The organism is Legionella sp. D16C41, assembly GCF_048541585.1.
GTDB lineage: Bacteria > Pseudomonadota > Gammaproteobacteria > Legionellales > Legionellaceae > Legionella_C.
On record NZ_CP183304.1, the window covers coordinates 25,973 to 46,056 of the forward strand.

The following is a 20,084-nucleotide window of genomic DNA, read 5'->3' on the forward strand; positions in this document are numbered from 1 at the left end:
TGAATTCGACAAGAACCGATAGGTGTTATTTTATTGTCATAATATTTCTCGCTACTTTAGACTAAACTATATAACTTCTATTTACGTTACTAGCGTTGTAAAGTGATTTTTGGATTGTCTTTTGTAAAAGAAAATATATTTCCCTTGATAATTTTATTCCATCATCACATTAGTTATTAACAAATTAAGACTTAATTGAAAGAAGTGAATTTAATTAGGTAAAGTGAATTTATAAGTAAGTATGAGCTTAGGCAGCTAGCTCTTATTAAATTCTTTCTTTAATAAGATAATTGTTTACCTACTTAAAGAATAATTGATTTATTTAAATCATTAGCCACTTCCTTATAGCTAGCGTTATTTTAACTATAAATTAACTGTTTTTCATTCTGGTGTCTACCCGCCTTATTTCAAAAAAATATCACTTTATTTAATATGACGCCAAAGACCACCACTTAGTCGGGCATTACTGGGCTTTTTAACTAAAAAATTACGCAATAAGCTTAAGTATTCTTGTGTCCAGCGCGCACAAAACTCTTCTAAATTTTCATCAGCAACAGGGATAGGAAGCTCTATTAATTCAAAATAAAAATAATTTTCACTCCAAACTGGAACAGAAAAAAAAGAAGGAGATTGGGTTTTAAAAGATATCCTTGCGGCAAAATCAGAATAGGTAATTTTCTGATTTTCAAAATCAATTTTAGGAGCAGCAGGATTCATTGCGCCATCTACAGCAATGGTAATGATATTGCCCTGACGTAACGCTTTAATAATTTGTCGAACAACTTCAGCTTCAGTATGAACACTTGTTGAAATTAACGTATTACTGTAGTGCATTGAGGGGAGGCTAGGAGTAGAGGCTATCCATTTATAAGGTAATCCTAATAGCTCTAAAGCTAAAGGGCCTGCATAAAGACAGCCTACATGCGCTGAAGCTAAAATGATACCTTTACCCAGATTTAATTTTTCTTCAAGAAGGATGCTTTTTTCTGTTAAATCTTCAAAGAAAGCCATAGCTTCATCAGCTTGATCAGTTCGACATTCTAACCAGTCTAACAAATAATGATCGAGTAAATAGGCCCATTTTGCTTTCTCTTCATATAATGACCGTTCATTTTCGCCGACCGATGGTTCATAGCGCTTAACTATTTCCCACAGCCAATCAAATCTTGCTTTAGGAAGCTCAACCGTCTCTATTTTTTGCCATAGTTGATTTAGACCACTCTCAAAAGTATGTGGTAAACTTTTATTTCGAATGAAGACCCCTTCTTCAAACAAAGTGGTTGCTTCTTCATTACGCCCCGCTTGTACTAATGCAGAAGCAGCATACCGCTTCCATTTTATAGAGTCAGGTAATAGGTCTACAACTGCAAGCATTTCGTCAGCCGCTTGTTGATAATGGCCAGCAAATTTTAATGCTCTAGCATTGAGTAAACGGGTATGAGGATTTTCTGGTAAAAGTTCTTTTAATTTATTGAGGTATTGCAGTGACTCTGTATAGTTTCCTTTTCTCAGTAATAAATCGCCTAATAAGTTATTTACTTGAATATTTTCTGGGTCAATCTCACCAGCTTTAACGAGAGCTGCAATAGCTTCCTCCTCATTTTCTCCGCTTACAAGCTTTATCTTTGCTGAAAGAAGATTAATACGCACATCGTTAGAATCTAATATCAGTAATTGCTTAGTAATATTTTCTGCTAAGGAATAATCTTTTCCATCGTATGCAATTTGTGCAGCTTTAATACCTAGATCTATAGGTTGCTCAGAGAAATTAATCTTGGCAATATATTTCATGCAAAGTTTAAAGTTTCCTACTCTGGAAAGGGCTAAAAAAGCTACTTTTAATAATCGTTCATTTACACTATAACCATGCTCGTAAGATTCAGCGAGACTCGCAGCTTTTTCGAGGTTGTTTGCTTGCAGATGAAGTTGAATTAGCTGGGCAGCAACATTGTAATTGTTTTTCTCAATGGCAAGTATTTTTTCTAAATAAATACTACCTTCTAGACGTTTATTTTGCCTAATTAATACACTACTTAAAGTGGTTAAATCTAATATTGAATTGGGATGGGTATTTACTATTAATTCAAGCAATTTACCAGCCCAGATAAAATGTTGAGCTTTTATTAGAGGTGAAATAATTAAGCGGCGTAACCAAGCGCAATCAGTGTAATTATCCCAAGTCAAATTTTTAAAGATAGAAAAACCTAAATCATGTTGATTAAGGTTAAAATGAATTAACCCTAATTTCATTAGTTCATTTTGGGCTAAAGTGGTAGTCTTTTTCTTCTTTTCAAAAATTAATAATGCCTCAGACCACTTTTCTAAGCTTATTAATTTATCTAGATCATTTATGTCGTTAGTTTCCATTACATTTTTAATATTAAGTTTTTATTGAAATTTTTATAGCTGTTTTTATTAAGGATACTAAGGTAACTAAACTGTATAATATAATTAAAATTAATAAAAATAATTTTAACTTCTGTGGCTCAACAGGTATAGGTGAGGTAATAGGTGGAACAATAGTGTGAGAAGTATTGACGTTGATTAAAAACTTGTAATTTAATATCCTCAAGCGATTTAAGTGCTACTTCCCATTCTTTTTCAGCAAAGTCTCTTTCAATTAAAGCGCTTTCAAATCCTGATAAAACTTTATTCATTGAATGTGCGCCATTATCTACTAATCGCTTGTTTAAACTTCTTTGTTGTTCACGTAAAACGACAAGGTGATCACTTAAGCGCTCTACAACTGGACTATTTTTAACTTCAGCTTTCTTATAAACTCCAATTTCTTGTTCAGCTTGTTTTATCTTAGCTTTAATATCACTTAAGCTAGCATAGATAGCCGCGACAGTTTCTCTAGGATTGAGATCACGTTTTGATATTTGTAAATTAACAATTCTTTTTCTAGCAATTTGTAGGTTTTTTTCACGTTTAATGACGTTGTCTTGCGCTTCTTTAATTTTATCGGCAAACATTTTACTTGATAAAGTATTTACCCAGTTTTCTGCATATAACAATAAAGCGTCTGCAAAGCGCTTTGCATCCTGCTGGCTTTTGGCTTGAACTTTGATTTTTAATATTCCTTCTTGGATATCAATAGCTACTTTTACTCTTCTTTTATAATAATTATAATCATCCGTGTTAATAAGTGTAGTTGAGAACGGCCGTGATAAGAAGCGAGTATCAGGATTTTTAAAATAGCTAATAAAACCTTGTTCTTTTTCCATGCGATTCATCATTTCTCTCGCGAAAAAATATATTCGCGAGCAGAAAAAATATTTTGCATAATACTAGGGCTAACAGAAGTAGGGAGGATAGCGGAGCCTAGCGTATTATCATTTAAAGAATTAGTCTTTATCGTTACAATCGCTTCCGCTTCATAAAAGGGAGTTGCGAAAAAAGATATAATACAGGTTAATATGGCTGAGATTAGAATTAATAAGGTTATTTGTTTTAAGAATAAGCGTTTTTTACGATGGTGCTCAAAAACAATAGCTTGCTTTGTTCGATAAATTTGTTCTAGGCTAGGTAGTTTATCTAAAGCTGCTACTTTTTTTTTTTCTTTTTCTACAGTATCAATTTCTTCTTGACGTTGACGTCTAAACTGTTCAGCGCGTGTTGCGCGTTCACTTTCTGCTTTTTCCCGGCGTTCTTTAGCTGCAAGCTCTGCAGCAGCTAGGCGTTGTGCCTTCCAGGCTTGAATGCGCTCCTCATTAAATTTTTTTTTCTCGAGAAGGCGTTTTTCATCGCCATTATCCGTCATTTTTTTTCTTATATCCTATTTTAATGCGATTACACTAAACTTGTTTCCTGCTCAAAAAAATAACATGCTTCTTCATGTGATTCATACATTTTAATTTCACCATTTTGCAATAGTCCATGTTTATCACAAATATTTTGCGTAAGTTTTGCATTTCGAGAAAAAAAGATTAAACCAGAATGCTTTAGTCGTAGTTCTAAAGCCACTTCGCATTTTAATCTAAAATCATCATCACCTACACTTAACTTATCATCAGCTAAAAAAAAATCACAAGGAATAGCTAAACTTACTGCAAATCCTAGTTTAGCACGCATATTAGCTGAATAAGCGCCTATTTTGGAGTTAAGTTCACTATTTGATAATTCAGCAAAGTCTTGACAGAAGGCCTTTAAATCAAAAGGATCAAGGTAATTTAGCTGAGCAATAATTTTTATATTTTCATTGGCGGTAAGAAAAGGATGAAAAGCCCCTGCATAACCTAATGGCCAAGCAGTCTTTTCTTTAATTAAAATACCACTATCTAGTTTCTGTATTCCTGCAAGGATTTTTAAAACAGTGCTTTTGCCAGCTCCTATATTGCCAAGTATACCGACTTTTTGACGCTCTTCAACTAAAAAAGTTGCATCACTCAAAACAATCTGTATGGTATTTAAATGTTTAAAAAACTTAGTAGCATTTATAAACCCTAACAATGTTGCACCTAATTAAATTTATGTCTTTAAATATTACGCACACTTTTATTTAATTAAAATAATTTAGCTAAGTAAATATCTTAAATTCATATTAATCATAAGCGTTTTGACGGCTCATTCTAATAAATAGTGTAATACCAGTCATGACACCAATAAATAAAATAGGCTGATAATATATAGCCATTCTAGAGTGGTAGCTTAAAAAAGTACCATCGCGAATAATTTCGATAGATTGAAATAAAGGATTCATAGCGCCTATGTTAGCTAGCCATTCTGGTAATTCATTAGCAGTATAAAAGACACCAGAAATCCAAAAAACTGGTCTTAATGTAAGGGGTAAAAATTTTTCTACTATAGGATATAAATTTGCTAACTCTGCTGTAAAATTTCCCACAGCAACACCAGTTCCCCAAGCACATAGATAACCAAAGATCATGATTAATGGATCGTGGCATTCTATTTTAGCAAAAAAAATAAAATTTAAGGTAAATAATGTTAAGAATACTAATACACCATTTAATAACTCACTGAGCGCTGCAGCCGCTAATACAACTATAGGTGTTATACTGGGAATAGGATGGATTGACTTGTTTTTCTTGTTCTCATAATCGAATTGATAGTATATCTAAAAAGAATATAAGACAGCATACCGGGTATTAAGAAGCTTACTATATCAGTAAATATAGGAACTTGTTTTCCAATTATGGAAAAGAAAATAATAATTGCGCCTATCCATGCTAAAGGATTTATTAATGCCCAAATATAGGCTAATGTATCGCCAGAAAATCTAGATTTTATATCTTTAATAATTAAAGTGTTAATAATTTCATTCATAACTAATTTATTATTAATTTAATGGGTATGAATTTCATAAGCCTACATTTTAAAATGATCTTCCTAAGCCTATGGCAGGGCTTAAGCTTGAAAATATCTTTCTAATATTGGTATAAGGCGCATCTGTTGTAATAATTAAATCGCCATCTCTTATCTTAAATTGTTGTGCAGCAAAAACAGCGTTCATTTGCCGCATATTCAATTCATAGATAACTTGTGCATCTGTTCGCAACAAACTCTACCTATCATAGGCGTTAATGCATGCAAAATTTCTGCTTTTTCATGTCTTAATAAATAGACTCCAGCTGGATTAGCCATATCGTCGCTTAATCCTTCAGCTAATGCGATGGCTTCAATTAAAGATAATTCACTTTTGGAAAATTTTATTAACTTTTGAACACCTGTTGCACCAAGAACCGTGAAAGAGCGATTTATCTCACTTAAAATTATATTATCTCGTGGGTAAAGCGTGACATTTTTGTCAGGAGCTTGATAGATATCTATAAGTGTTGTTTTAAATTTTTTACCTTTTCTTTCTAGCATCACTTCAGTTAATTCAGGCGAGAGGGTAGATCCTCCGGCCTCAGCAAGTACTGAAACTAAATCATATCGTTCAGGCCTTATTTCTAGAGTACCTGGTTTTGCGACTGTGCCTTGGATAGATACCTGTTTACTAAGTCCTTCTAGCTTTTTAATAATGACTTGCGGATTAATAACTTTATTTTTTAAGATTAAGGTAAGTTTTCGTTGCAATTGCTCTACAGTATTACCTGCTGCTTTTACTTTCCCTACGTAGGGGATATAAATATGTCCTGTCCCTGAGATGATGTGGGGACCGAGGCTCGCAGCGCCTTTTTGATCACCTGTATATAATCCTTCGGAAGCATTTTCCCAAATATTAATCTCTAACTTATCACCAACATCTAACGTTTCATAATTTATAAGATCAGCCTCACTAGCAGCTATCCAAGTATATATAGAACTAATATTTGTTATTGTTGCTACATCTACAGTAACGGGAATAATAGGGATATGGCCATAACTACTCTTATATACATCATACTTTGTAGGGCCACTTCGTGGTAACGTCGTACAACTTAATAACTGCAAATAAAGTACAACTAATATTAATTGACAAATTATAAATCTTACACCAACTCTTCGCACACTTCCTGCTCCCTTAATACGTGGGGGGATTCCCTAGTTAAAGCTTTAACAGTTGTTTCAATCATACCTGAAATTGAAAAATTTGTGTTGGCAAATTGAATTGCTTTATCTTTTAAATTTGGATTCTCTCTAAACTTCGTTATAATATTTTCTACTTTTTCGCATGCTTCTGATAGATCAGGCTCTTCTGAGCTACTTAAAATATAGCCTGTTTCTCCTTCAATAAAACATTCCGCTGCGCCACCTGCAGGAGTGGAGACAATGGGTACGCCCATATACTGGGCCTCGATGAGTACATTCGGTAGCCCTTCATAAAGAGACATTAACAACATGACATCTAGTTTTAATAGCCAATAGCCGACAGATTTGCTTAGGCCGACAAATAAAATTCTCTCTAAAATCCCTAGTTCATCAGCAAGTGAAATACATTGTTTACGCAAGCGTCCTTCGCCAACTAATATAAATCGAGCATTACGGTGTTTATGAAGATATCGTTTAATAAAGCGAATAAACAATATAGGGCGCTTATCGGTTTCAAATCTAAATACACCACCGATTGTTTCCGTTGCATCAATTGTTTGGGATTCAAATTCAGCCCACATTTTTTCCTCGTGTGCTTCTGGTATAACTTCAGGTGGAACTATACCATTATAAATTACGGTGAAGCGTTCATAAGGGATATCTAACCATTCAGCATAGGATTTAGCCGTTGCTGCAGTATTAGTGACAAAAGAAACTTTAGAAATTTCTGCCAAATTCTTATATAGAGGAAAGTATTCTGGTTTAAATAAGTGAGGCCTTAAACTGGGTGGAAAGCCACGAAAATTTAGTACAATTTTTGGCACACCAGCGACTAATGCTGCAATTGCAGAAAATAAAATTGCGCCATCTTGCCATATGAAAGCTACCTCTGTTTTAGCATCGCGAAAATATTGAACTAAATGATTTAAACCATAACGTATTAAGCTTGGCGTTTCATTAAGTAAATCTAATAGGGAAGAAGGCTCAACATCAAGTTTTTCTATAGGTGTTACAGGCAAATTTTTAATTTGAAATAGGTTAACATTATGTTTGTTTAAAAGAGATAGAAAGAAACTTTTTTCTTCATCTGTATCATATGCATTAATTAAAACATCAACTTCTTTGGCAATATGTATATTGGCAATTAATTCATCTTGCCTTTTTTTTTCATTAATATGTATAGCTGTTAAACATACTTGTCGTTCAGCACCGCCAGGACCTAAGCTGCCAGTTATTAGGGAAACTTTTCCTAGTTGATTAAAAGAATTAGCAATTTGCTGCTTGTCTTTAAAGTGTAAAATGGAATGTTTAATTGCTAAAAGGCCAAAGTCATCATCGTCTTTAACAGGCTGTCCCTCTTTAGCTTCTACAAGTTTAATAATTTTAATTATTTCATCATAAATCTTGATTTGTTTTTTATCTAATAGCTTACTATCTAGAGGTTTAATGATTTCATAAGCTTTAATAACTTTCCTTCTCTTTTTTAAAGTTTGTGCATATATTATCCGTAATTTATGATTTTCTGGAAATTTGACAACAAGATCATCAAACATTTGATCAGATTCATCATATTTCTTCATTTTATAAAGCAAATGGGCATGGACTAGACAAGATTCAACGCAATCTTTTTTTAATAAAGGTGAGTTGTTAATTAAGTTTTCTGCTGTTAGCAAATCGCTATTTTTAATTAATAGCTGAAGATATTTATCAAACAATTGGAGATTTTCTACATCTGCTTCATAAGCAAGTTTTGCCTTTAGCAAAATCTCATCAGCTGTATTTAAAAGCGTAATAGAATTTTTATCCGCTTCGTCTTTAACCATAGCCATTTTCCTTAAATTTAATAGCATTTGAAAGTAGGAAACTCAAAAATTAAATTGAATTTCCCACTTATAAGCTTTAGGCTTGTAGCTTTAGAGAAGTAATTATTAATATTGTCAAGCATTCACAATATTATTGTTTTTAAACATTCTAAAAGCACCACGTGTATCAACAATTAATTTTGCATTATTTGCGATTAACTCATAATCAAATGCCTCATGTGCTGTGGCTAAAATGACACAATCATATTGACTAATTGTAGATGCAGTTAATTCTACACTTAATAAATTAAAATCATGGGCTCGCATCTGTGGAAAAGAAGGAACATATGGATCAGAATAATCAACCAGTGCGCCTCGATCTTGTAGCAATTCCATAATTTCTATCGAAGGGGACTCACGAACGTCATCAACGTCTTTTTTATAGGCCACACCTAGCACAAGAATTCGACTATTTTTTATAGTTCGTTCGCGTTCATTCATAGCATGACCAACTTTATTTACTACCCAATGGGGCATATAACTATTAATTTCGCCAGCCAATTCTATGAAACGAGTATGTATACCATATTCGCGAGCCTTCCAAGTTAAATAAAATGGGTCAATGGGAATACAGTGTCCGCCAATACCAGGACCGGGATTATATGCTACAAATCCAAATGGCTTTGTAGAAGCTGCCTCAATGACTTCGTGTATGTCAATATGCATCTTGTCAGCTAATATTTTAATTTCGTTAACTAAACCAATATTTACCGAGCGATGAATGTTTTCTAGTAATTTAGTCATCTCAGCTACTTTGGTGTTAGAAACAGATACAATATGATTTATAATTGAAGAGTATAAGGCCTGGCCAGCGGCTCGACAGTTCTCAGTATCACCACCACAAACCTTTGGAATAGTTGCTGTAGAATAATTTGGATTACCTGGATCTTCTCGTTCTGGAGAATAGACAAGAAAAACATCTTCGCCAACCTTAAGTCCTTTACTTTCAATCCTCGGTTTTAACTCCTCTTCAGTAGTACCAGGATAAGTTGTACTTTCTAATGAAACCATCTGGCCTTTTTGTAAGTAGGGTTGCAGGGCATCCATAGTTTGTAAAACAAAGCTTAAATCAGGTTCACGATATTTATTTAGTGGAGTGGGTACACATAATATAATCGCATCTGCTTCAGTTGCCTTTGAAAAATCGGAGGTGGCGATAAAAAGCTTCTTAACATTATGAATTCTTTCATTGGAAATATGCTTAATATAAGACTTACCTTGATTTAAAAGTGCATTTTTTGATTCATCAATATCGATTCCGATTACACGATAACCTACTTCTGCAAAACGAAGCATTAAGGGTAATCCTACGTAACCAAGTCCAACAACGGCAACAATAGCTTCTCGATTATTAACTTTCTCGATAAAATTATTTAACATTTTATTTCATCCTTGATTCTTGTTTATATCAAATTATTGGTTGTTCCTCTTTATAGTAAGATCTATACCAATCGACAAAACATTTAATTCCTGTAGAAATTGAAGTATTTGGTTTAAATTCTACCCATTCTTTCAGTGCATCGGTATTAGAAGCTGTAGCCGGTACATCGCCAGGTTGCATAGGTAAATAATTTTTCTGCGCTTGTATACCGAGTGCTTCTTCTAAGGCATTAATATAAGCTATTAAAGGTGTTGGATTATTATTGCCTATATTAAAAACTCGATAGGGCGCACTACTAATGGCAGGATTTGGCATTGATGCATTAAAGTTGCTATGGGCGGTTGCTGTTTTATGAGTGACGCGAGTAATTCCTTCTACGATGTCATCAATATAGGTAAAATCTCTAATCATTTTACCATGATTGTAAATATCAATTGGTTTTCCGGCTAAAATAGCTTGGGTGAATTTAAATAAAGCCATATCAGGACGTCCCCAAGGACCATAAACAGTAAAAAAACGTAATCCTGTTGTGGGTAGATTATATAAATGACTATAAGTGTGAGCCATTAATTCATTAGCTTTTTTAGTGGCCGCATAAAGACTTATGGGATGATCAATATTTTGCGATTCATCAAAAGGTAAACAAGTATTGCTACCATAAACGCTAGAGCTACTAGCATATACTAAATGCTCAACATCATGGTATCGGCAGCCTTCGAGTATATTCATAAACCCTTGAATATTGGCATCAATATAGGCATGAGGATTTATCAAAGAGTAGCGGACCCCAGCTTGTGCAGCTAAATGAACTACTTTATCTGGCTTTTCTTGAGTAAATAATTCCTTAATTGCTTGCTTATCACTTACATCTAATTCATAGAATTTAAAATCTGGGCTCGTGGTTAGTCTTGCTAAGCGTGCTTTTTTTAGATTAACATCATAATAATTATTAAGATTATCAATACCAATGATTTTAATTTCATCTGTTAAAAAACGCAAAGCAGTATGCATTCCAATAAAACCAGCACAACCGGTAAGTAATATCTTCATGTATTTCCTTATTGCTGCAGCGACCAAAGAGTAACTATATCAAAAGGGGTACGGCAATTAAACTGCGGATATAAAATATAATAATTATTATCCTACCCAAAAGGGTAGAGCAGTTTAAAGCTTTATTATAGAAGTAATTAACAAAAATGTAATTATTTTGAGCCATTTAGTTACTTTTTATTGATGAATAAAGTGTTAATGGTTCTAATTTTATTAGTATTTTGAATGACTTTAAGAACTAATAATCTATTAATAAAAAAATTATTAATGTGCTAAATTTAATTTTAAACGCTATAAATTAGTTAAAATTTTTAAAAATTGTATTAAATTTTAACAAAAGGCATTTAATTGAACCAAGTTTTTTGGTATAATTAGTTTATGTTTTTAAAGTAGGTTTAGTTTTATGGCTGTTAACGTAAATGGTTATGCAGATAATTCTAGTGCATTGATGTTATCTAGAGCTGATGGTTCCTCTGTAGAATTAAAGAGTAACGTTTTAAATAATTGGTTACATCCAAATGTAGAAAATGAAGAAGTAATGGGCCAATATGGATTACAAAATGCAACTCAGGTTATTTCTTTTTTAAAAACGCCAGTTGGCGAAGCAGTAAAGGAAATGATACTCGAGGAGTTAATTAAAATTGCTGAGCAGGAAAGAGCTGTATATACACAAATAGTAAAGGAACGAGAATTACTAGCAAATTTACTTCTTTTGCTTGCTAGTAAAGGAAAAGAAGATGAGCAATTTAAACGACTTTATGAATCTACTCAAGCTCAAATCCATAATTTATTAAATCCTAGTAATAAAACACAAAAAATTAGTAATACCGATTCAACGGTATATTTATTAAGCAAATTAGAGGATCTCGAGAAACGTGCGCAAGAAATAGTTAATCTAATGCAAGTTAAACAACAACAAATAGTTAAACAACAACAAAAAATAGTAGCTATTCAGAACAGTATAAATATCGTTCAACAACACTACCCGAGCTTAAACAGAAGTATCAATAATCTAGTTACTATAGGGGATACTTTAGATCTAGATGATATATCTGAAGAAGCTTTTGACGAAGGTGTAGAAGCTTTACATGATGAAGCAACTAACACGAGTTCACGATTGAGAGTGATACATCAATCGGTTCCTGATGATGGCGTACGGACAATTATTTCCCCCTTGGTTATGCACATGGATAATGTATCTTCCAATATAGCTAAAGTAAGAAAAGATAATGATTCTTATAAATCAAGTAGGAATTCTGGTGCTGAAGCTGTTAGAAATCGTCAAGCAGTTAAAGATTATCAGTTATCAGCAAGAGAGTTTCATAATTTATTTGTAAAATTACAACCATTAATGGGTAATTATCTTCAAGTTAATGTGGATGATCTAGATAACCTGAAAAAGGATTTTAATTCATTATTAGTAAAACATAACATTATAAAAGAAGAGCATAAGGAAACTGTAAAAAAATTCGAAGAAAAGCATTCGAATTATACTAGTCAATTAGATAAATTTAAAAATAACAGCAGTGTTACGATAGGTAATTATCACCTTTCAATAGATAATGGTCCTTCTTTAGGTGGACCCCCAGCATTTTTTGGCACAACACCTAGTCCATTTAATGATATGAATAACCCAAGGCCAAGGCCAGATTCTTATGGCTCACCAACGAAAAAACACCGTTGATTGTATAGTAGCAAAGGATTGCTAGTATTTTTTAAATTTACCATTCATTATCAGTTTCCCTGAATTGAAATTTTTAGATCACTAAGATACTGTATTATTAATTCTGAGAAAAATCTTTACATTAAATTTGCACTCCAATTTTCGTTATTTAATCAATCCTTAATTTGAAAATTTTATAGTAATAGAAACAGATGTAGTTATTACAAAATTATCATGTTAGAAAAGATAGACTTCAATAAATCTAATAAGGAGAATTTAAAAAAGGAAGTTGAAAAAAACTGGAAAATATTGGGTAATATTTCTCTTGCTTCGTTACCTTCTGAAAGCAATAGTACTTTTAAAACTTATCTTGAAATTTGCCAAACTGCTGTAGAACAACATCCTGACGCATTACAGCTTGTTAAATTACCTGAAAATAAAAATATTATTTCAGATGATTATTTAAAATTATATTTAATTGTTTGCAATCATAAATTTAGGTCTCAAAATCATTTAGCATTGCTACCTATTCCAAATATAGAAAATATAGATCATTTAACAGAAAATCAATTGCAATTATTAGCACATTCAGTGAAGCTTAATAGGCTATGGGTTCTAGGATTATTTGACAAGGTAAAAAAAGAGAATTCTTTATATAGATATAAGCTTGAATTTTTAATTAAGCTAATAGATATGGAAGATACTCCGCTTACGGAAACAGCAATTAGAGAAGTAAATATTACAACTAATGGTCCCTTGCTAGAGCAGGAAAAGGAATTTTACATTAAATATATTAAACGCTATCCTGGCGCACTAACTTACATTTACAATAAAGAAATATTAACTCAAATTATTAATACTTTAACTTTAGAATTCTTTCTATTAAGAGATATATCACTAATTCAACATATGCCTAAAGAATTGCAGGAAGAAGCAAACAAATCTTTCCCCAATTTTTTTAAAGATAAGCTATATTTTATTATCACCCCAGAGCCGTTAGAAGGAGAAATTAAGGATGCATATTTAGCTTATATTAACCACCCTAAGCGATTAAATAAGTGTTATCGTATACCTGATACGTTTAGTAAAGCTAGTTTTATTTTAGAAAAAATTTCTTGCTTCCTTAATGAAGAAGCTAAATTAGTTTTTATTGGGCATACAACTAAAACAAGTGATAAAATTGGCGAGTACGGGCCAGAAAAAATAAGTAGTTTACTTAAAATTGCCCCAAAAATTAAAGAAATTATCTTACTAGGATGCCAAACAGCCGTACTTGAAAAAAGCGAGGAAGAAAAAAAATTAATAACTGATTATAGAAGTCAGAATGAATCAACTGGCTTTATTATGTATCATGCGGAAGCAGATATTCAAGAAAAAATTAAAATAATAAGTACAAAAAATACAAATAATTTTGTTTTAATTCCTGGTAATAAACCACGCTTAATTTATATTAATAATAGAGAAATTATTTTAGATAAGATAATTAACTCAGAGCAAATGAAAGAAATTTTAGAATTAGTTAGTAATAAAAAATTTGCTAAAATTATTTTACCTTCGTCAAAGAGGCAACAAATTACTTTAAAAGATAAGGTAGCACCTCTGCCTCCTCATGAGATAGAGTCGGTACTAAATATTGCAAAAAACCGTAGTTCTATTTTAGATAGGAGTGATAAAGAAGATTATACACATTACAAAGCAATATTTCCTCACCTTCGTACTTTTGTATTAACTGATCACGACTTAAAAAAGCTAGATAAAAATTGTTTATTAAGCAAAGTATTAGAGAATCTAAGGCAAGAAAATATAAAATCTGTAATTATTAAAGCTTATACCGGTGTGATATGTGTTGATACGCAAGAATACCGTTTTTACTCTATTCATTCAGGTGGGAATGTCTATAAAAATGACAATACCTATAAAATTTCCTTTTTTGAGTGTAATACTAGCAATATTGATCAAGATAAATTACGGAAAGAACAAAGACAAGAAATAAAAAATTTAGATAAAGATAATCCGCTTTCTGTAGCTAAATCTATTAAAGTGATGAGCTAACGCTTAAACTTTTATATTTGGTTATTGCAATAGTTTGCGGATCTGAATTTAATTATTTCTACAAGCCGCTAATGGAGTCGGCATGACAATGTTATAATAATGATTAAAATAATCTTTCTGAATCGGATTAGTTCCTTGTTTTCCTGCATTAGGCCCAATAATAAAGGTGTCTTTTTTTGGTATCCCGGCAAGATTATAAGCTTCTATATCCGTCATTGCATTACCATAAGCACGTACAATAGTTAGATGTTTTTCCTGAATTAAATCTTTTAAATAATTTGCTTTGAATTGGGCTGTTCCTTCACGAAATAACAGTGTATTTCGAGTTTTAAGAGGCCATGGATCATGAAATAAAACATTTTTTAGCCAATCTCTAGATACTGTAGCCATCCAGTAAGGACGAGCAGTTAGGAAAATTAATTCATATCCTTTTTGACTATAGGATTCTAAAACTTCAGAAGCATAATAGTAAGGTGAAGCTATAGATATCGACAGTAAATCTTTTAAAAGTTCAAAATCCGAAAGTGTTAATGTTCCATCAATATCAAAAACAATCGCTTGATGTTTAGGACTAATGATACTGATAAAACCTTCAGCTATACTACCGTCTCCTTCCACAAATATACGAACTAAATAGTCACCCGCTAGCAACTTTTGTTTTAACGGAATGAAGATTTCTCCATTAGAATCAGTTTTAAATTTCCCAAAATCAAGCCACTGAGTAGTATGGTCAGCAAAAAAATAAACATGAACATATTCATCTTTTAAGGCTTTATGCAAAAACCAATCATAGGCAAATTTCGCATGCAGCATTATAGGCTGTTGCTCGTTTAGTATTAAATCATGAACGATATGTTGTGGTTTGAATAAATGGCTTAACATAACATTTTTATAATGTTGAAATTTTATCAAATCTGGCGCTGGAAGATACGGTGCCTCATTAGCTAAATTAGTATTGGTACAATGATCAATTGCAATCAAAGGAAAATTATTATTTTCGCTAATGGCAAGATTTAGGTTACTAAACAAAATGCAGATAATTATGTATTTGTTGATTTTCATTTTTTTCCTTTAACTATCTATGTTTTTTGCAATAGACTGATATGATTTGTATAACGTTAAAGGCACTAAAATTAATTTATTTGTTAATCAAAAAGCAGCAAATACGATCCTTATGGTTATATATTAAATAATAAATATGATTAAATATATAGCACAGTGCTTTACTTTTATCCAATTAGTGACTTAAGAAAAGAAAGGAAATTGTTGGCGGAGTAGAATAGGCTAGAAAATAATTTATTTAAGTTTTAGCAAACAAATTAATATCCAAATTAAGTATATTTAAATATAATACTTACTCTTTAGGCTTCCGTTATGCTTGAAAGTTTTTCTGTTTATAATGACCAGTGTCCATCCCATAATGTTTTAGAAAAAATAAGTGATAAATGGTCTATTTTAATAATTAATATACTCTTACATAAAACATTACGATTTAGTGAATTAAAACGAGAACTTAACGGTATTTCTCCTAAAATGTTAACCCAAACATTAAATAAATTAGAGCGCCTGGGTTTTATCCATAGAAAGCCCTTTCCTATTTTGCCGATGCGAGTAGATTATTCATTAACTAGTTTAGGGCAAGAATTAGGTGTTATACTGAATTCACTTAAAATATGGACGGAAACTAATATAGCGACAATTATGTCAGCAGAAAAAAAATTTATTGAATCTTGTTAATCATTTATTGGAAACCATTTTAATACAGTCTTCTGACCTAAATTATCGTATATGTAAGTTAGATATAGGGTTAATTCTTGCTCGTAATGCTCAGGCCAATCATCATTTAAGCTTATGATAGGTTCATGATGGAAAAATATGCCATTTAAATACAGCATACAAAAATCATAATAATCTCTAGTAAATAAAAGAAATGTATGCCACATATTATCAATGTCTACCATCTCTGGATGTACGATACAGGAGAAATTCAAAGAAACATTGGTAGGGTCTTTTTCCTTATCATAACTATGTTTAAAACATAGCCAAATAAACTTCATCAGCTCTTTTAAAGCCTCGGTAGGTTGCATCGCTGCTTTAGGAAAATCACGATGATAACGAGAAATTATTTTATCATTTTGATATTTTATAATTGTATCTAATTTAGGGTAGGCCATCTTTTTAAGTCCTTTAAAAAAGTAAAGCACCTTAAAATTAAGATGCTTAAAACTACTATCCAATACAAGTACCAGGGCCACACCAACCCTTGCTTTTTTTTAAAAGTTTTTCTTGCACAATTTTTTTAATAATAGCTTCTTTCATGGTAATCTCCTTTACTATTAACAAATACCGTACTGAAGGTATAAAAGTATTATTCATCAGTCAATTAGTTACTAATTGGTAACCAGCGAAGAAAATAAATAATATAGTTTTCATAATAAAACTCTATAAAAGTAAGTAAACATTAATTCTCCTATCTAATTGTTGAAATATTATTGGATTTTAGAAAGTTTTTATTTATTTAACGTAAATGATTTTTTAATAGGAATTTGTTAGGTTTTAAAATAAACTGTTAGCTATTTAGGATCTATAACTTATTAATTAGTAGTTATATTTTTAGATACTTTACTAAAATTTGTAAAAATCAATAATGAGTATTTAACATGAAAATAGCTTACAAAAATCAAATTATTGAGCGCGAAAATACTAAACAGTGCTTTGTCACTGAATATCCTTTAATGGATGATAATCTTAATTTTGCAATAGTAACTATTTCAGGCCGTTATCCTACTTATCAATATGCTGTTAATAGAGAATGCAAAGAGCTTGTTTATATTGAAACTGGCACAGGAAAAGTTGTAATCAATAATTGTGAATACTTATTAAGTCCTGGAGATGTAGTTTTAGTTGAGCCTGGAGAGAAGTACTATTGAGAAGGTAGTATGCGACTTTTCATCTCTTGCAATCCTCCATTTAAAACTAGCCAACATCAGCTACTTTCTCAAGATTAAATCATTTGAAACCTTAAAGCTTAATCTAATAAAAAAAAATTTATTATTTAAAGCTTGACTATGACGTTGCGTCACACCTTAGCCTTACAGACAAGGAGGCAAAAACGATGAAACAATGGCTTACAAACGAGTTTGCAAAACTTGCTCAAGTGTCAGTACGTACACTGCACCATTATGACAGGATAGGTCTACTTAAACCCAGTTTGCGCCAAAGTAATAACTATCGTTTGTACTCTGAGAGGGATTTATTAAGGTTACAGCAGATTATTGCGCTTAAATTTTTTGGTTTTGAGTTATCTCAAATTAAACAACTGCTTACCAAACATGATAATGCGTCCAGTAACTTTGCTATACAATCGAAGTTCTTACGAGAAAAAGCACAATCGTTATTAGAGGCAAGTACTATATTAGAGCATATAGCTCAAGATTGTAGCCATAATAAATTTATTCCTTGGAAAAAAGTAATTAAATTAATTGAGGTATATAAAATGTCGCAACAACTTGAAGATGCATGGGTAAAAGAGATATTTACTCCGGAGGAGTTCAAGGAATATACAAAATTTGAAACAGCAATGAAGGAAAATACTACTCCCAAAGAGAAAGAAATCTTTGAAAAAAATTGGTTTAATCTGGTTGAAGAATTCAAAAATAATATTCATAAAGATCCCAATTCTGAAACAGGTATTTATTTAGGAAAAAAATTAATTGATTGGGTAAATAAACTTTATGGAAAAGAGTATGCTCATCTTCGCACTAAGAAATTTGAAAAAGGTTTTGCAGAAGGAAAAGGGCTAGAACAACATGGATTAACGCCAGAAATTGTAGCTTGGATGGATCAAGCAATGGACGCATATTGGAAAAATTGTGCATACAATATTCTTGCTAACGTAGGAAAAACTCCTGAATCGCAATTATTACAAAACTGGAATAAATTAATGGATGAAATGTGCGGTGCTCAAGAGGAAAAAAAGGATAATATTTTAGCAACTATATTACAAGATAAGCAAATCAGCCAAGAAGCAAAAAAATGGTTAAAAACCACATTCAAAGTATAATATATTTTTCAATCACGACTTCTTTTTAAGAAGTCGTGACTAAATCGGCAGTAAATTTTTTTGTTATAGTCGTAAAATACAGCTATCAAAAATTAAGAAAACACCAATTAGCTAATTTAAAAAAATAATCACTTTATATTTAACTGGTTTATTAACTAATCACTTTGTTTTCTATAGGTGTTCATATTTTTTCATAAGCCCGAATTTATTGACCAAAAGTTTATTTGATCTTAGATAATTTTTTTTATAAGTGAAATTTTTAAAATCCAAGCAATCTAAATTAATTAACTGCATTTTTAAGTTGTTTGATCTTGAGCTTTTGAATTGATATTGTTTAATATTAAATAGTTAGCTTACTAGGAGAAAAACAATGGAATGTAAATGTAATGTATGTGGCATGAGCGTTAAAGGTATGGTGTGCGGGAAGTGTGAGGCATCCCTGAAGACCGATATGGTAACATCAAAAGAAAATAAACAAGTTCAAGTTGCAAAATGTCCGAATGGATGCGGCAAAATCAAATCACCTGTTTGCTGCGGCCAAGATATGGTTTGTTCTTAAATTTTAAAGCATTTAAATAAAATAATAATAAGGCTGATAAAGCCAACTAGCAGCCTTATTATACAACTTTTTAAATTAAGAATTGAAAAATTGAGAAATTAAATTAGCTACAGGAATTGGATTGTCCATATGAGCATGATGTCCCCCCTGAACTTCTTGCACTATTAAATCTTTTAAACATTCAGCCCTACTTTTAAATAAATCCTGCGGGTAAACAACTCCTTGTTTAGCACGAATAAGACATACTGGGACTTCAATAGCTTTAAACATTTGTCGTAATTCATCTTCACCAGGAAGTGTGGAACTAACACAACGTAATCGTTTATCAAATGTCCAGTGCCATCCCTCGTCACTTTTTACTGTTCCTCGCTTAACTAAAGCTTGTGCTGCCTGAGAACTTATATTGCCTATTTTCATCCTATCTCGAATCGCTGTTTCTTGGTCCGGAAATAAAGTGCGCGCTCTGTTATTATAAGATAAATAAGTTTCTATATCAGAATGAAAATAACTCATCCTTTGTTCCATAAAATTAATCGTTGGCCCTAAAATATCAAGAAAGATTACTCGGCCTACTTGCTGTGGCCTGGCAGCTACGATAGTCGCTGCTAGTAGTGAACCAAGTGAATGAGCAATTATATCAAAAGACTGCCATCCTAGCGCATTTATCAAATGTAACATGAGATAGGCATCATTTTTCCAATTAGGCATTACACCTTCGGGATATGAACTTGAAAATCCTGTTCCAGGATAATCAACAGCAATAATCTGTCTATCAGACAATAAAGGGGCTAGGAAATCAAAACTAGCTGCATTATCCATTTTACCATGCAAACATAATATAGGATTTGAACATTTAATATTCCAAATTTTTAAGCTAATAGTAAAACCAGGTATATTTATACTTCTTTCTTCAGAAATCATATTAAAACTTTGTTAACAGACTAAAGCTATTGTAATACAAATTTTGCACTCATTGCAGG

At 31.9% G+C, this 20,084-nt stretch carries 19 protein-coding genes; 5 read left to right on the forward strand and 14 right to left on the reverse strand.

Features of this window, described 5'->3' with window-relative positions; translation table 11 throughout:
* Nucleotides 1–423 precede the first annotated feature (423 nt).
* The 11 genes from ACNVED_RS14820 to ACNVED_RS14870 form a co-directional block, all read right to left on the reverse strand.
* The gene (locus ACNVED_RS14820) at nucleotides 424–2,367 is read right to left on the reverse strand and encodes a tetratricopeptide repeat protein (protein ID WP_419421334.1); all 1,944 of its coding nucleotides are present in this window, start codon (nucleotides 2,365–2,367) and stop codon (nucleotides 424–426) included.
* Nucleotides 2,368–2,486: 119 nt separating this feature from the next.
* A complete protein-coding gene (locus ACNVED_RS14825; RefSeq protein ID WP_419421335.1) occupies nucleotides 2,487–3,227 on the reverse strand; it encodes a hypothetical protein in 741 nt (246 codons plus the stop codon).
* An 8-nt stretch (nucleotides 3,228–3,235) separates the two neighbouring features.
* Complete coding sequence (locus ACNVED_RS14830) at nucleotides 3,236–3,763, reverse strand: Wzz/FepE/Etk N-terminal domain-containing protein (protein ID WP_419421336.1); 528 nt, start codon at nucleotides 3,761–3,763, stop codon at nucleotides 3,236–3,238.
* Between the two features lie 29 nt (nucleotides 3,764–3,792).
* Entirely contained in the window at nucleotides 3,793–4,452 is a 660-nt protein-coding gene (locus tag ACNVED_RS14835) for an ATP-binding cassette domain-containing protein (RefSeq protein WP_419421315.1), read from the reverse strand.
* A 91-nt stretch (nucleotides 4,453–4,543) separates the two neighbouring features.
* Nucleotides 4,544–5,077, reverse strand: coding sequence for an ABC transporter permease (locus ACNVED_RS14840; protein WP_419421407.1), 534 nt, complete (start codon nucleotides 5,075–5,077; stop codon nucleotides 4,544–4,546).
* A complete protein-coding gene (locus tag ACNVED_RS14845; protein ID WP_419421337.1) occupies nucleotides 5,014–5,286 on the reverse strand; it encodes a hypothetical protein in 273 nt (90 codons plus the stop codon). Before ACNVED_RS14845 ends, ACNVED_RS14840 begins: the two co-directional genes overlap by 64 nt.
* A 49-nt stretch (nucleotides 5,287–5,335) precedes the next feature.
* Nucleotides 5,336–5,482 (reverse strand): hypothetical protein, encoded by a 147-nt coding sequence (locus ACNVED_RS14850; RefSeq protein ID WP_419421338.1) that lies wholly within the window; start codon nucleotides 5,480–5,482, stop codon nucleotides 5,336–5,338.
* 2 nt (nucleotides 5,483–5,484) lie between these two features.
* Nucleotides 5,485–6,453 carry a polysaccharide biosynthesis/export family protein gene (locus ACNVED_RS14855; protein WP_419421339.1) on the reverse strand — a complete coding sequence of 323 codons (969 nt, stop codon included), beginning with the start codon at nucleotides 6,451–6,453 and terminating at the stop codon, nucleotides 5,485–5,487.
* Nucleotides 6,435–8,297 carry a glycosyltransferase gene (locus tag ACNVED_RS14860; RefSeq protein ID WP_419421340.1) on the reverse strand — a complete coding sequence of 621 codons (1,863 nt, stop codon included), beginning with the start codon at nucleotides 8,295–8,297 and terminating at the stop codon, nucleotides 6,435–6,437. The genes ACNVED_RS14855 and ACNVED_RS14860 overlap by 19 nt, the downstream gene beginning before the upstream one ends.
* 114 nt (nucleotides 8,298–8,411) lie before the next feature.
* A complete protein-coding gene (locus ACNVED_RS14865) occupies nucleotides 8,412–9,716 on the reverse strand; it encodes a nucleotide sugar dehydrogenase (RefSeq protein ID WP_419421341.1) in 1,305 nt (434 codons plus the stop codon).
* A gap of 28 nt (nucleotides 9,717–9,744) precedes the next feature.
* A complete protein-coding gene (locus ACNVED_RS14870) occupies nucleotides 9,745–10,767 on the reverse strand; it encodes an NAD-dependent epimerase (RefSeq protein WP_419421342.1) in 1,023 nt (340 codons plus the stop codon).
* A gap of 403 nt (nucleotides 10,768–11,170) precedes the next feature.
* On the opposite strand from ACNVED_RS14870, the gene ACNVED_RS14875 reads away from it, so the two are divergent.
* Nucleotides 11,171–12,451, forward strand: a complete 1,281-nt coding sequence (locus tag ACNVED_RS14875) for a hypothetical protein (RefSeq protein WP_419421343.1) — start codon at nucleotides 11,171–11,173, stop codon at nucleotides 12,449–12,451.
* A gap of 213 nt (nucleotides 12,452–12,664) precedes the next feature.
* Entirely contained in the window at nucleotides 12,665–14,482 is a 1,818-nt protein-coding gene (locus ACNVED_RS14880; protein ID WP_419421344.1) for a hypothetical protein, read from the forward strand.
* Between the two features lie 48 nt (nucleotides 14,483–14,530).
* Here the strand turns inward: ACNVED_RS14880 and ACNVED_RS14885 are convergent, their stop codons facing one another.
* Complete coding sequence (locus tag ACNVED_RS14885) at nucleotides 14,531–15,544, reverse strand: hypothetical protein (RefSeq protein ID WP_419421345.1); 1,014 nt, start codon at nucleotides 15,542–15,544, stop codon at nucleotides 14,531–14,533.
* A 312-nt stretch (nucleotides 15,545–15,856) separates the two neighbouring features.
* Between ACNVED_RS14885 and ACNVED_RS14890 the strand changes: the two genes are divergently transcribed.
* Nucleotides 15,857–16,219 (forward strand): winged helix-turn-helix transcriptional regulator, encoded by a 363-nt coding sequence (locus tag ACNVED_RS14890; RefSeq protein ID WP_419421346.1) that lies wholly within the window; start codon nucleotides 15,857–15,859, stop codon nucleotides 16,217–16,219.
* On the opposite strand, the gene ACNVED_RS14895 is transcribed toward ACNVED_RS14890, so the two are convergent.
* A complete protein-coding gene (locus ACNVED_RS14895) occupies nucleotides 16,216–16,656 on the reverse strand; it encodes a hypothetical protein (RefSeq protein ID WP_419421347.1) in 441 nt (146 codons plus the stop codon). The genes ACNVED_RS14890 and ACNVED_RS14895 overlap by 4 nt on opposite strands.
* Before the next feature lie 486 nt (nucleotides 16,657–17,142).
* Between ACNVED_RS14895 and ACNVED_RS14900 the strand changes: the two genes are divergently transcribed.
* On the forward strand, nucleotides 17,143–17,412 hold the full coding sequence (locus ACNVED_RS14900; protein ID WP_419421348.1) for an AraC family ligand binding domain-containing protein: 270 nt from the start codon (nucleotides 17,143–17,145) through the stop codon (nucleotides 17,410–17,412).
* Nucleotides 17,413–17,597: 185 nt separating this feature from the next.
* Nucleotides 17,598–18,545 carry a MerR family transcriptional regulator gene (locus tag ACNVED_RS14905; protein WP_419421349.1) on the forward strand — a complete coding sequence of 316 codons (948 nt, stop codon included), beginning with the start codon at nucleotides 17,598–17,600 and terminating at the stop codon, nucleotides 18,543–18,545.
* A 634-nt stretch (nucleotides 18,546–19,179) separates the two neighbouring features.
* On the opposite strand, the gene ACNVED_RS14910 is transcribed toward ACNVED_RS14905, so the two are convergent.
* A complete protein-coding gene (locus ACNVED_RS14910) occupies nucleotides 19,180–20,025 on the reverse strand; it encodes an alpha/beta fold hydrolase (protein WP_419421350.1) in 846 nt (281 codons plus the stop codon).
* Nucleotides 20,026–20,084 lie beyond the last annotated feature (59 nt).